Origin of the sequence: Methanosarcina sp. UBA411 (assembly GCF_002495725.1) — an archaeon.
Taxonomy (GTDB): Archaea; Halobacteriota; Methanosarcinia; order Methanosarcinales; family Methanosarcinaceae; genus Methanosarcina.
In genome coordinates this window covers 41,762-55,970 of record NZ_DAGK01000031.1, presented here as the reverse complement: position 1 = coordinate 55,970, position 14,209 = coordinate 41,762, and the positions used below count along the sequence as shown (strand labels likewise).

At 40.5% G+C, this 14,209-nt stretch carries 9 protein-coding genes and 1 tRNA gene; 7 read left to right on the top strand and 3 right to left on the bottom strand.

The features are described 5' to 3' along the window. Nucleotides 1-30: 30 nt before the first annotated feature. On the bottom strand, nucleotides 31-1,104 hold the full coding sequence (locus BP861_RS11430) for a hypothetical protein (protein ID WP_292375629.1): 1,074 nt from the start codon (nucleotides 1,102-1,104) through the stop codon (nucleotides 31-33). Nucleotides 1,105-2,110: 1,006 nt separating this feature from the next. Here BP861_RS11430 and BP861_RS11425 point away from each other — a divergent pair. The 4 genes from BP861_RS11425 to BP861_RS11410 all read left to right on the top strand — a co-directional run bounded on the left by BP861_RS11425 (nucleotide 2,111) and on the right by BP861_RS11410 (nucleotide 7,798). After that, nucleotides 2,111-4,939: a hypothetical protein gene (locus tag BP861_RS11425; protein WP_292375627.1), complete on the top strand. Its 2,829-nt coding sequence runs from the start codon at nucleotides 2,111-2,113 to the stop codon at nucleotides 4,937-4,939. A gap of 84 nt (nucleotides 4,940-5,023) precedes the next feature. Continuing rightward, nucleotides 5,024-5,791, top strand: a complete 768-nt coding sequence (locus BP861_RS11420) for a hypothetical protein (RefSeq protein WP_292375625.1) — start codon at nucleotides 5,024-5,026, stop codon at nucleotides 5,789-5,791. A 115-nt stretch (nucleotides 5,792-5,906) separates the two neighbouring features. Further along, nucleotides 5,907-6,674 carry a hypothetical protein gene (locus tag BP861_RS11415; protein WP_292375622.1) on the top strand — a complete coding sequence of 256 codons (768 nt, stop codon included), beginning with the start codon at nucleotides 5,907-5,909 and terminating at the stop codon, nucleotides 6,672-6,674. Next, entirely contained in the window at nucleotides 6,671-7,798 is a 1,128-nt protein-coding gene (locus BP861_RS11410; RefSeq protein WP_292375621.1) for a PGF-pre-PGF domain-containing protein, read from the top strand. The genes BP861_RS11415 and BP861_RS11410 overlap by 4 nt, the downstream gene beginning before the upstream one ends. Before the next feature lie 296 nt (nucleotides 7,799-8,094). Here the strand turns inward: BP861_RS11410 and BP861_RS11405 are convergent. Then, a tRNA-Gly gene (locus BP861_RS11405) sits at nucleotides 8,095-8,166 on the bottom strand. Between the two features lie 714 nt (nucleotides 8,167-8,880). On the opposite strand from BP861_RS11405, the gene BP861_RS11400 reads away from it, so the two are divergent. The 3 genes from BP861_RS11400 (at nucleotide 8,881) to BP861_RS11390 (ending at nucleotide 11,326) form a co-directional block, all read left to right on the top strand. After that, entirely contained in the window at nucleotides 8,881-9,318 is a 438-nt protein-coding gene (locus BP861_RS11400) for a hypothetical protein (protein ID WP_292375619.1), read from the top strand. A 380-nt stretch (nucleotides 9,319-9,698) separates the two neighbouring features. Further along, entirely contained in the window at nucleotides 9,699-11,030 is a 1,332-nt protein-coding gene (locus BP861_RS11395; RefSeq protein WP_292375617.1) for a single-stranded-DNA-specific exonuclease RecJ, read from the top strand. A 41-nt stretch (nucleotides 11,031-11,071) separates the two neighbouring features. After that, entirely contained in the window at nucleotides 11,072-11,326 is a 255-nt protein-coding gene (locus tag BP861_RS11390) for a KEOPS complex subunit Pcc1 (protein ID WP_292375616.1), read from the top strand. A 198-nt stretch (nucleotides 11,327-11,524) separates the two neighbouring features. On the opposite strand, the gene BP861_RS11385 is transcribed toward BP861_RS11390, so the two are convergent. Next, nucleotides 11,525-13,705: a lectin like domain-containing protein gene (locus BP861_RS11385; RefSeq protein ID WP_292375614.1), complete on the bottom strand. Its 2,181-nt coding sequence runs from the start codon at nucleotides 13,703-13,705 to the stop codon at nucleotides 11,525-11,527. Nucleotides 13,706-14,209 lie beyond the last annotated feature (504 nt).

Below are 14,209 nucleotides of genomic sequence, written 5' to 3'. Positions count from 1 at the left end.
TCTCTCCTTCTTGCCTGTCTATCTTTTTTCTCAAGCCTCCGTAACCCTCAGGAGTGTAGTAAGTTCTTCCCCTTCCCTTCCAATGGTTGAAAGTTCTCTCAAAATTTCCGACTTCTCAAGATATTTCTCTGTCCTCATCCCTTCTGGTTCTTCGATCTTGATGGTAATTTCCCCTTCAGTATATCCTTTTTCAAGGCATTCCGTTACCAGTTTTCCGTATATTGAAGCAATCAGTTTCAGGCAATCAAAAACCCTGTTTTCTTCAATGACGTTTTTTCCGTCAAGCATGATACGCCTGAGACTCTTCGATCCCATGAATTCAGTGAAAAACCCCCTTAACTTTATTATGAAAGCATTGACTGAATCGCTATTTAAGGCGGCATTCAGTTCTTCGTCTCGCGTTATTTCATAATCCCTGTGCATAATAAGGAAGGCTTTCTCATCCGAAGAAATTATGAACCTGTTTTCCGCATCTTTGTCTTCGAGCACAGCTCTAAGGTTGTTTCCCTCATATTCGATATTCGTGATATGGAAATCAGATACATCGAGTCTCTTTACTTTTTTCTCTCTGGATAAGATTCCACTCTTTGACCATAGCGGCAAAGTTAGGTTTTGCAGGTCTTTTACCTTCAGGGTGTCCTGTGTAAACATGAGTTCAAATTCATACTGCAGGTTGTCAATAAAACTAATCTCTTTTCCCCTCAGCTTTTTATCCTCTATGAATGCATAATATGCATTTTGAGCTCCATAAATACTGTCTTCAAAAAAAAGACTAAGGGTTGAGAGTATCCTTGTGTCAAGTTGCTGCAGTTCCATGAGATCCAATTTATTCTCCTTGTCGAGATCTGAAAGTTTTTCGTTTTTCTTTGTCAGCGCCACGCTTGAGGACGCCTCAAGTGTTCTTTCTTTGACCTCAAGAATTTCAGCTGCATCTACTCCGGCCGCGCGGGTTTCAATACAATCTCTTATTTCCTTCTCAAATAGGTCTATTTCTTGAATCTTTTTTTCGAAGATTGCACGCCTTTCTTGATTTTCATTTTTTATCACGATAGCTGATTTTTCCAGAGGTATGACTTCTTTTGAAATCGCCATGAAATTCTGCATATCTTGAATAAAGTCTCTCTGAACTGGAAACTCAGTAGAATTCTGGAATGTATATCGAATTTTAAGCCCCCCATTCCTTCCGCATAAAAAATGTTTTTATTAAATTATGTTTTTTCAACATTTTAAGTTTATCAGCTTAGGTTTTGAAAATGGTAATGTGGTTTTCTTTCAAGAGTTTCTTAATCTCAAGATTTTAAATATCTCATAAATCTTTTTCAAAACAAAACCTTTTACTCTTTAAATCTTCTACTTTTAGGATCTAATATCTTTTATTTTTCTACTATGCCTTAAATAGATCTAGATTTCTCAACTCCAATAATCCAAACAACTTTTATCAAAATATACCACATTCTTTTTTAGTACAGAATAAATAAATTTATTCTATACTGTCAGAAAGATTTATATCAGTTATAGTGCAATCTTAGCTATATTATCATTCTAAGATAATATACAGAGATGTGTACTCTGCATTAAATCAAACGCTTACAGTCGGTGGAAATTTAGCTCACAACAAATCTCCACCTTTTGATAATAGGTACATATCTCACGCTCAGGGCTGTTTAGTCAGCACTGACACAAAACGGATTATCAACCTCCCTGAGCAGCAAAAACCAGTGAGGTTAATACTTGCCGCATCAGGATTAATGTTACCCCACTTCTACCAAACACGATTTCGGAGAAGCGTTGGGTTTCTTGTCAACCGAACAGATAAGATCAATATCAATCTAATTATATAGAGGGGGTTGGGTTGAAAAATAGGGGTAAATTATAATCTACAGTTGTCAAACAGTGTTAATTTATTTTCCAACTGGGGCTCATAACCTTCTGATATATTCATACTGTTTGTCAGAATTATTTTGATAGCTGGGATCTGCTATATCTTCCAACTATATAATATTATTAACAAAGATTTATTCGATATCTAAACTGGAAGAATATTGGATATTTGCGGAATCTAGGTGTAAATATGAAACAAAGATTGATACTATTTAGTGCACTGCTAATTATGTCCCTTTTACTAGGGGTAGCAAGTGCAGCTGAAGAAGATACAGACATTAATGTCACATACAGTAAAACCAATGTTATACCGGGAGATGTTGTAACCATCACCGCTGATTTCAATACATCTGTTGATCACGCCAACATATCGATTACTAACGATATGAGTTCATCTAATGAGTCGATGGATTCACTGGATACTGATGATAATTCCTTTATTTTTAACTATACTGTTCCAGTGGAGATAATAAGTGACCCTATGGATGTAGACATATCTGCATTTGATGTAAACGACACTCTGCTGCTGAATGGCGAACCTGCAAAAGACATTGACGCACTTGCGTTTAATGTTAGTGGTGACTATTTAAGCATTGATATCGCACTCAACAGAACTGGTACTTTTAGGCCAGGAGACGTTGTAAATATCATAGCCAATTTCAGTAGGCCTGTAGATCATGCCAATATATCAATTGGCACTGGCTTACCCGGAGTTAGTAATGTAAAATTAGTAGGCGCTGATTCAGTGACTGATGTTCCGATGGATAAAGTAGATGGTGACACCTTTGCTTATAACTATCCGATTCCAGCGGATGCAAATGGTCCGTTGGATATAGGCGTATCTGGCTTTGACGATTTGGGTAATCTGCTAGGCGATGGATCTTTCCCTGGTGAAATTGGAGTTGGTGATCCATACATAACGGTAATTAGCCCTAACTCCGAGTTTGCCAACGAAAAATGTGTCAAATTCAATTTCACTGCATACGATTCTGGATACGGTCAAACTGGAGGTGAAGTTACTTACACATTCTATCTTGATGGTATCGCAAAGAATAACGGGGTTATAACCTCTGGCTCATATAAAAAACTTGAGTTTGAGCTGGCTGACGGTTCTCACACATGGGAAGTTAAAACCAGGGATAATTACGGAAGCGTACACACGACCGGCTCTCGTGTTTTGTACGTGGACACTAAATGTCCCAGTGTAAAACTTGTTTCTCCTCTAGACTGCTCCAAAGAGGTAATAAATGACGCCACTGAGTTCAACTTCACCTGTGAGGATGCTTTAGCTGCTCAATATACTAACCTTGGCCTGACATATACACTGTACATAGATGGACAAGTTGCTAAGCGTTACGGAGGTTACGGAAATAATATTACTGGAACTGCAAGTTCCGGAGTGCCTGTGACCGAGGAAGTTCAACTTACTGATGGTGCTCACAACTGGTCGGTTTCAGTTCAGGATGGAGCCGGAAACAGCGCTAATAGTGAAGTCAGGAAATTCTATGTAGACCTTAACGGGCTTACAGTGAACATCGATACTCCTGATGGAGGATACGTTTCTGCTAACCCGACGTTCAACTTCACTGTTACAGGAAATACAGGAGATAACGGAGGATCATGGCCACCTTTCGGGATCGGGAATGAATCCGAGATACAAGGAGCAGGACTACCTTTTACCTATAAACTTCTCGTTGACGGTAAAGAAATAGCGGCAAGTTGCAACTGCGACTGCGACTGTAAAGGAGGATATAGCGGTCACGAAGGAGAAAATGGCTGCGTGAAATGTACTGAAGGAAAGTGCGACGGGAGTTGCTTCGTCGTCGGTAAAGGCATCTATTCCATAAAAGCTTCGGTACCAGATGGAATTAACAAAAACTGGACAGTAGCTGTCACCGACAGTACAACCGGCAAAACCTACCAGCCTTCTGTGAAGTATTTCTCCGTTGACAGTGTTGCCCCGGCTTGTGTAGCAAACCTGAAAGTTGAAGATACGCCGGGTGAAACTAACTGGACTGACCTGAACAATTCTCCTGGATTATACGTTAGCTGGAATGCAAGCACCGATAAAGATCTTGATTCTAAGCCTTACGGCGTCTTCATTAGCACCTCTAAGCCAAGCTGTATTGAGGATATGGAACAAGTAACCTCTACGTCCGATACGAGTTTGACCATTAAGGACTACGTCGGAAAGCCCCTTATTTATGGCAAGGACTACTGGGTAGCTGTAATTGCTCGCGATAACGCTTCCAACTACGACAAATCCTTTTCCATGTGTGGTCCGGTTCGGACATACGAAGACATGAATATCACGCTTGATGATGGATGGAACCTGAAATCCGTGCCGAAGAGACTCGCTGCTTCATACGACTGTTCGGAATCGGTCTTTGGTGAAGACAGCACAGTTCTCTACTGGGATGGCTCATGTTGGCAATTCCCTGAAACTATCGAGCCATGCAAGGGTTACTGGGTTTATACCAATGAGTCTTGCACGTACAACGTCAAACTTAAGGGAATGTCTTCTGACAGCGGTAAACCTGATGTGCCCGCTTCTCTAACTCTCTGTCCCGGATGGCACATGATAGGACACACCTCTGCATATGCTGCACCTTGGAACATGACTCTGGCTTCTCTCAGTGATAGTGGCAAGGTCTTCAATGGTCTTATCAATATAAACAGTTACAAGTTCTCCAACCTCATAACCTATGGCGGTAATGAAGGTTGGGGTGGCATAATTCCTGAGATGACAGATAGCATGAGCACTGGAGAGCTCCAGTACATGTATGGTACTGATTCTTTGCCAGTTGGAGCACTTCAGTCTGACAGCTATATGGTTCCTGGACAGGGCTACTGGATCTTCATCAAGAATGAAGGTACCTATGCATCCATCGAAAACGTGTACAACATGGATATACTCAAGAATGGTAACGGTGGAACGGACAACGGCGGTTTTCCGGATAACTTTGATCCAAATGATCCGTCTACTTGGCCGGAAGGCTTTGATCTGAATGATCCGTCTACTTGGCCGGAGGGTTTTGATCCGTCTGCACAGGGCTAATTCCCAGAACAACTGACTTTTCAGCCTTTTCAGGCTGAATGGTTCTTTTTCTTTTTGTTGTTCACATATAATTGGAGGTCTACGATGAATAAAATATTGAAAAATGGCCTTTTAGGAATATCCATAACACTGCTGTTTTTCCTGGCCTTTTCCCAGGGATGTATGGCAACAGCGGATGTTCCTCCATCCCCCCCGATGCTTCCGATGACAGTAACAGGGATTGTTCTTATTGACGGCACGCCTGCTCCTGATGGGACTATTGTTGCAGCTTATCTTAACGGAACAGAGTTTCTCGCAAATACTTCCTCTGGAAATTACTATCTTTTGATTTCTGGAGCTGCCGCAGATAAAGGAAAACTGGTTACTTTTAAGGTAGATGGAAAGGATGCCACAAGCAGTGTTGCCTGGGAATCCGGAGTTATAGTTACTCTCGAGCTACCTGATGGTAAGGCAATCTATTCCGAAACTAATGAAGATAATTCAAATAGCAATTCAAATAGTAATTCAAATAGTAATTCAAAGAGTAGCACAGTTAGTAGCACAAATAGTAATTCAAATTTAAAAACAAGTTCAAAATCTTTGACAGATAATAAAGAACAGGGAGTTTCCGTAGAGAATTCCAAAGCCGATACTGTTGAAAGTTCAGTCCTTGAGCCGAATATGACGGCTTTGAAAAATTCAAGGGAGAATTCCGAAGATAAAGAGGCAGTAGAGTCAGAGGTGGCAGAACCTTCCAAAAGTTCTCCTAAACCAGAAAGTGCTCCAGGTTTCCTTATTGCCTATGCGGTTGCAGGCATACTTCTGCTTGCTTTCGGATCCAATTTCGGGAGGGGATCTAGAAGGAATCCCTGAAGGACTTTTTGAAAAAAAGTCTGCATGATTAACGGTAAAATTTCAAGGTGACATGATGACGATCAAGGACAAACATTTAAAAGTTTTATCATGCCTGGTTATTCTACTACTGGGCATGTTATTTGTTCCGGCCGCATCTGCCAGCAGTTCTTCTTCAGATATTCCTCCTATCCCCAGTGCGTTTAAAGGAAATCTGAAAGGAGATGCTGAACACGCGGGTCCCGGACTCGTAATCTCTGCATATATAGATTCAAAGCTTGTTGGCTCGAACACTCTTACAGAAGTTGGAGAGTACAAGTTAGCAGTTAACGGTACCGAGCAAGATAACGGAAAAGCGATAACCTTCAAGCTGGGAGGTGTTGCATCTGAGCCTGTTTCCGTGACCTATAAACACGGAGATGCGCCAGTTAAACTCGACCTGACATTCAATGGAGACTTTATACCCCCTACTATAGAAACTTTATCTGCATTCCCTACATACATCCTTAATGATGGAAAGGATTTCTCGACTGTCAAGGCAAAGGTTGTAGACGACTCTGGAATCAAATCAGTTACTCTCGACCTTTCCCCCATATCTCAGGGCGTGGTTTCATTAAAGTCAGAGGGTGGAGATCTATATACCTATGATATAACCAGTACTGAAGCAGGTGAGTTCAAATTCCAATTCACGGCTGCGAATCCCTCAGGAAACAGTGTTGTGGATAAAGACAGAATTTCTATCACTGTACTGAAAGAAAATCAACTCGCAACAACGTTTGGGGGCTCTGACGGGATCTTCTCTCCTGAGGAAATTGCGAATCTTGTAAAGGATAATAACGTATCCAGCGGGGTTAAATATGCAGTTCTGGGTACATACTTTGCTGATGGGTGGGATCGGATATGAAACGGAATGGATTTAAATTTGTTATTATACTGCTCCTGGCCCTGACCCTATATACTGCCCCGGCTTCTGCAGGTAGTGCACAAAGGACTTTACCTAATTCGGTAAGTCCCAATCAGGAGTTCCAGGTAGCAGTCAATGTAGCTGACTATGGAGCTGCTGGACAGGTAATTGAAAAGCTTCCTGCCGGCTTCACATTTGTTAGTTCTACCCTACCGGAAAGAGCTGTAACTAAAAATGGCAGTGAAGTTTCCTTCCTGCTCATGACTGAAAGGAGTTTTAGCTACACTATGAAAGCTCCGGCAACAACCGGTACATACAAAATTGTAGGAATTTTAAGAGATATTAACAAAACTGAGTTCTCTGTCAGTCCTGCCGACTGTTCAATTACTGTGAGTCAATCTTCCAACGGTGGCTCAGGTGACGGAGACGACGATTCAGGCCATTCGGGTGGCGGAGGCGGTTCAGGTGGCGGAGGCGGTGTTTCAGCCGAGCCTCAGAGCAATGTTGAAGTCAAAGAACTATCCAAGAAAACGGTCACCTCTGGAGAACGTGTAAAATTCGAGTTCCCACAGGGTGTAACCTGCATAAGGTATGTGGAGTTTGATGCCAAAAAGAGTATGGGAAAAGTCACTACTATTGTCGAAATGCTGAAAGGCCAGTCCAAGCTGGTTTCGGGCATGCCAGAAGGCTCTATTTATAAGAACGTGAACATCTGGGTAGGTTCAGGAGGAATCGCAAATTCTGAAAACATCGCAAACGCAGTTGTCGGCTTCAGAGCCGAAAAGTCCTGGCTTGAGAAATGCGGAGCTGATGAATCGTCTGTAGCTCTCTGGAACTACAATAAAGCTTGGAGCAAACTTGAAACTAAAAAAGTTGGTGAAGACAGCACCTATGTCTTCTTCGAATCCAAAACTCCGGGTTTCGGACCATTCACAATCGTAGTACCCGGTGAGAGCATAAAAGTCAAATCTCCCGATTCGACAACCTCCACTCCTAAAAACAATTCCAAATCGAATCCTGCAGATGATGCAGAAAAACCTGACAAGAGCTTTATCCCGGGTTTTGAGTCTGCAGTGACCATTGGAATCCTTGGAGCTGTGTACCAGATTATGAGAAGAAAGTAAAAAAGTACTAAATTTCAAAATAAATTTTAGTTTAAAGCAGCATTCAAAGCTGCTTATATTCCTTTTTTAACTCTGTTCTCCAGTATTCTCCTGTTTTCTCAGATGCTGCTCTTTGGAAAACAGTAATTTTACCCGTTGTCATATTCTTACTTAAAAAGGGTTGTGACCACGCCGTCACGCTTATTTTGATAATATATTTGCTCTTTTGAGCGGCAGTAAAATGGTTTTCAGGGTGCCGAAAAACACAACTCTGCTGCCGAAAAGGGCCCCGTCCTCCCGAGACGGGACTCGGGAAATACATCAGCCGGGATTCGAACCCGGGTTCGAGCGTTGGCAACGCCCGGTGATAACCGCTACACTACTGATGTTCGAAGCTTACAGGATTCTCTTCCGTTTTATATTATATATTTTCTAGCTAATTAAGTTGACTCTAATTAAGTTGACCCCTGATAGATTTTCGGGGAATGTGTTTTACAACATTTTATGTCTAGAGACATGTATACTTATTCTTCGTTTTCTTAAAACTATCTTTTACTAAAAATTAAATTAGCTGTGGGAAAGAGTGTAAAAGAAGAAAACTTTGGTTAGCTCTAAAAAGATACATACCTTTTGTTTATATTCAATAACAGGAAGTCTCCTTGAAAAAACCACCTTGTTAGTAGGTACATAAAAGTACAAACAAATTTCAATGAATTAAAAATAGGCTGTTCATCATTAGCGGTTGATGTTTTCATTATTGATTCTTCAGTGCTAGAAATGCCTTATGTTTCGTGTATCAAGCAGTTACTAACATTACTGAATTGCAAAAATGGTATGATACGCCACTAAAAATGTTTTGGAAATAACATCAACTAACTAATAGTAAATGACCATTCGATTTTGGCTATATCCGAAAGTAGTTGATGTTTTCTGTTGAAATTGCATTTCTTGATTACAAACCACAAAGTGGGGCACAGATGAGTGTAGATGGATTATCCACATGCATATGTGTTTATCTGTAGTTTCAGTTAAAATGTAGGTTTTCTACGGAGCCATAATACTATAAGTTTTTATGTCATGAATGCAAGAGGTTAAATAGTAATATGAAAGACAGCTTCAAACAAAAATCATCTATTCCTAATAAATATTTAATTTTGATTGCAGGTCTCGTTTGGATGTTTGCTGGAACAATGGTAATAGAGACTGGACTACCATATTTTATAAATCAAGGGAGATATGCTTTTAGTGTTTTTTTAGCCGCTTCAGTATTTTCAGTATTTTATTTTCTCATTTTCTCTAAATTAGTTGAAAAGCACACGACTCGAATAAGTAAAGATAATAGAAAGAAAATGTTTGTTATGGAATTTTTTGATAAAAAGTCATACCTGATTATGGTGGTAATGGTATTAGGTGGAATTACTATTCGGAAATTTAGTCTTTTGCCAGATTTTGACATAGGATTCTTTTATGTTGGGATTGGTTTGGCATTGTTCTCGTGTGGCATGAAGTTTGTATATAAATTTAAGAATTCGTCTTTGTGATTAAATAACCTTGAAGAGTTATCTATATGGCCTGTCTCAGTCTATATATGTCGATTACAAGCATTCTTACAAAATCTAATGTAACTTGAAATTAGAGTCTTAAATTCGGTGTTCCCTATTTAATCATTTGGCATTTTTGAGACTCCTGTAGTTTTACAACATTGTTAATTTCCATTTCTTATTAGTAATTCTACACTTTTGTGCGGTGTTCTCTTTTCCAAAACTCCCATATTTCATGTAAAAACTCTTCTGTTATTGAATGTGCAAAGTTTTATATTATCAAGCCAGTATAGACTGGCATCCTTCATGCTCTGGCAGCATGTGCTAATTTGATCTTTCAATTCAATCTTTTGATTTATTGAATTTTTGAGTGATGGATTTTGAGCGAGCTTGAGAAACTAATAAATCTTGCAAAAAACGCAGCCGAAAAAATCCGGAAACACAGCTTTGTGCGTGTAGTCTCACATAATGATGCTGACGGGCTGACCTCAGCCGGGATAATGGCACAGGCCCTGCTGCGGGAAGGCATTTGTTTCCAGCTTTCGATAGCTGGAAGACTGGATGAAGCTGTGATTGAAGATGTGAACAAGAGCGTCTCTAGGGATGAACTTGTTATTTTCTGCGATATGGGCAGTGGGCAACCTGAACTTATAGATAAGGTTGCAGCCGATGTTATAGTGCTTGATCACCACCAGCCTGTAGGGCAATCTCCGGCAAAAGCAGTTGTAAACGCCCATCTGGTTGGAATCGATGGGGCAACTGACATCTCGGCTTCTGGCACCTGTTACCTGGTAGCTAGAGAACTATCAGCCAATAACGTTGACCTCTCAGGACTGGCCCTTGCAGGCGCAGTCGGAGACAAGCAGCTCTTTCACACGGCTAATGCCTTCATCCTGGAAGAAGCCTTAAAAGCAGGGATTGTGTCTATCCGAAAGGGACTCAAAGTGGGTGATGGAGATCTTGTAGACGTATTTTCATACAGTACCGAACCTTTCCTGGATATAACTGGTTATCCTGAAAAAGTTACAGAATTTTTGAACCAGCTAGGGCTTTCAGGAAAGATTGAAAACCTATCTGAGGAGGAAGTCTCAAGGCTTGCCAATGCTGTCGCCCTAAAACTTGTCAGGCAAGCAAGCCCGGAAGCTATTGAAGCTGTTATAGGAGAAGTTTTACTGCTAAACCAGGAGCTTGTAAGAAACGCTTACGATTTTATCTCTATTCTTAACACATGCGGAAAGCAGAAAATCTATGGGCTAGCTATTTCTCTCTGTCTCAAAGATCATGAGATTGTCAATGAAGCTCTCTCTTTTAAAAAAGAGCATGAGCAGAAGCTCACATTGGATGTCAGGGAAAATGTAGAAAGAATTCGCAAAGGTGAGAATCTATGGTACGTTATTACCGTTGATGCCCTTTCTACAGGGAGCCTTGCAAGCACGGTTGTCCGATACATTCATCCCGAACTTCCATTTATTTGCATAAATGAATCCGAAGGTATCCTTAAAGTCTCTGCAAGAGGCACTCGTGAACTTGTCTCAAAGGGCCTTGATCTTGCTTTTGCCCTGAGGGAAGCTGCAGGTGCAGTTGGTGGAAGAGGAGGCGGGCACAGTGTAGCTTCTGGGGCTGCAATCCCTCTTGGAAGTGCAGAGGAATTCCTGAGTATTGCAGATCGAATCATAGGTGACCAGCTCCAAAAGGACGGAACAAGAAATTAAAAGTGATAAAAATAAAAAGTTGGAAAAAAGATGGAATCTCTATGAAAATCACAGGTAAAATTGAATTTCCAGATCCCGACTCAAGAAGAAACGCTGTGAAAATCCTGCAAGCTCTTTCTCCAGATAACCTTAGAAGCATGGAAAGTGAAATCAGTAATGATAGAGTTGCTGTCCAGTTTCATTCTGAGAAAATAGGCTCTCTTCTTGCAACGGTTGATGATTTTCTCATGAATGTTAAAATTGGGGAAGGGATCGAAGAGGCTTTGGAAAAAGAAGATAAAGTACAGGAAAGTTAAATTTACCTACAAACTTTCTTTTTTCCCTTTATTTTCCCTTTATTTTTCCTTCTTTTTTCTTCTTTTTTATTTTCTTTGATTTTACCTATTTTTCTATTATTGAGTTTCTTCCTTTCTCTTTTCCTTTTTTTTCTCTTGTTTTTCCGTTTATTTTTGCTTTGTTTCTCTATTTACCTTCTATTTTTATCTCGGGAGTCATCATTCCCCTGAACCTTCCCGCCAAAGCTGTATTAGTTCTTTTAGCCTCTCATCCGTGAGTTCTGCTCCTGTTTCCGGGATTTGTAACCTATTGCAATATATATGGATAGCTTCCTGTAGCTCTTCAATGCTTATGTTTTCTCCCTCTTGAGAAGTAGGGCTATCCCAGGGGTTCCAGGTATGAACTGTCCAGTTCCAGCTCTGTATAACTTTTTCGTCTCCGATTCTGGCAATTGCTTTGACATTATAAGAGCCTGGTGAGCGGATAACCTCCGTGTATGAACTATTCTTAACGCGGAATTTGAAGCCCCTGCTTTCCTCATTCAGATACCAGCTTATATTGCAGGGATAGTTTGTACTGACACTAAACTCCTGCTTTTCTCCTTCATAGGTTATAACATTCCCTCTAGGGTTGACAGAATTAATTGAAAGGGGAGACACTTTTATATAACCATGTTTTGTCTCTGTGTCAGATCCTTTATTGTTAGTGATAGTTAGAGAAACGGTATAAGTCCCATAAGACCCGTAGGTGTAGGTCGGATTCTGGGCTATTGAGTCAATTCTTCCGTCGCCGTCGAAATCCCATTTCCAGGAAAAGGCATTGCTGGAGAGGTCTGTGAACTGGACTGTAAGAGGATACACTCCTGATGTAATATTTGAAGAAAAGTCAGCTTCAGGAAGCTCATTACTTGTTGTAAAAGCTTTAATGCAAAGGTTTGCTTCCGAATTACTTGATATATCTTCCCACCTGACCCCATTAGGACTCACATAACTTTCTCCGGGATTGGCCTGGGCCTTGCTGCTATAACGGGCTATAGGCTCCTCAACTGCAAGAGGACCTAAAGCCGAGGGATTTGTGAATTTTATAACTATTGAAAATCTCTCTCCGGCATGTACTGGCACTGCCGAATTAAGTACATGTGTATGGTATCCTGGTAATGAGTATCGGCCACTTTCCTTTACAAAGTATCGCTGTCCTGAATTCACAGGCCCAGAAACGGGGTTTTTGTAGACATACAACTCATAAGCCGTATTAAGGTCTGTAGTGTAGAATCCTATGGCTTTAAGGGTTTCGTTCCTTTCCGAGGAGAAAACATTGCCTCCCCAGGCAACCAGGCTTCCTTCATATTGTTTTGATACTATCCATCCCAGAGGGTCATACTGGTAGACATGGTCGTAATTATCCTGACTTTCAGCTGTGAATGCGGCGTTTTCGTTGTATCCGAGTTTTGTGTCATAGTAGGAAATATAGCAGTACCCATCATCTCCCCAGGTATCACCCCAGCTATTTTTCACTATAAAAGCCCCGTTTCCGGGAGGAACCTGCGTAAAAGAATTCCTGTCAAAAGAATCATCCCATCCCACAATGGTTACGGCATGATTGACAGCTAGGTTCCCTGTATATCGATAAGCATAATTTCTTTGCTGATAATATCCAGGATTCCAGTACATTGTGGAGTACACAGCTCCATAGTTAAGAATTGCTTTCTTGAGAATTTCGTTACCCAGGGGTTCTGTCTTTTTAGGCAGGAAAAGTGCCTCTTGCACATGTTTCTGTACGGAAAGTCCTGTAGGTGAATAGGAAGAGGAATCACTATAAGGATCTTCGGATTCATTCACAGGTCCGCTCCAGCGGGAAAGATACGCTGTTGATATGAACGCATTGCCACCGTCTTCTGCAGTAAGATCAAAACCCTGAAAATAGCTTTTTGAGATAAGATTTTTCATATTGTTTTCAGAAAAATCATAGTTTTTTCCTTCTTTTCCCAGGATATAAGATTCAAGAGACGCAATACTTGAAAAAGCCCAGCAGCTTCCATCTTTTCCCTGGTTCTTTGCGGCTGTTACTTTTCCCTCTTTGCGCAGGTCATAAACAGCAGGAATGTCTGAACCTGAGGCTCCAAGCAAAGGTCTTCCTTCAGAGCTTGCGAGTCCCGACAGGTCTACAGGCGAGGGCTTATATCCTGTGCCTAAAAGCTGTCCGTAACTACTCACAAAAGAAAAAGTTTCAATTGATCCAGGCTGCTGGTCTTCCAGAAAGTCAGGGTTCATCGGGGCCGTTTCAATCATGGGTTCAGCCATGGATTCAGCGGAAAATGTGCAGTTCTGTACTATTTCAGGGTCTTCGGCACTTCCTGCAGCAAAACCCGGGCTTCCCGGCAGGCACAAAATCAAAACCATAAAAATAAGCAGAAAAGATTTTAATTTTTTAAGTAGGGAGAATTTTGTTCTTTTCAAGATCTTTGGCCTCGGCGAGATCGTCTCCTGGCGAGCCTGTATATGCTTTTTTGGAGCTTGCCGGGATGTAAATCTTTATCATTGGATATAATTCTTTATCATTATTTTATAACTGAATTATAGGACTATTTATGAAATTTGTCTATAAGTCTTTTTCCAACATATTATAATTTTTTACCTCAAAACCAAACTTTTTCTCCTATGAGCGATTTAAAAACACTAAATTTGAACCAAAGATTTACAAAATAAACTCTAAATTTTTTTAATACGATAAATTACTGAATATAAAAAAGGTTGTAAGTAGTACTAAAAATTTTAATTTCACTATCTTACTCCCATTTCAGTTAATTGATTTTTATAAACTATTGTGTTGAGGCTGTTTTCCAATAGAAAGAAACATTACTATTGTCCTTCCATAATTTAATAGGGGTATATTTTAGGGGTATA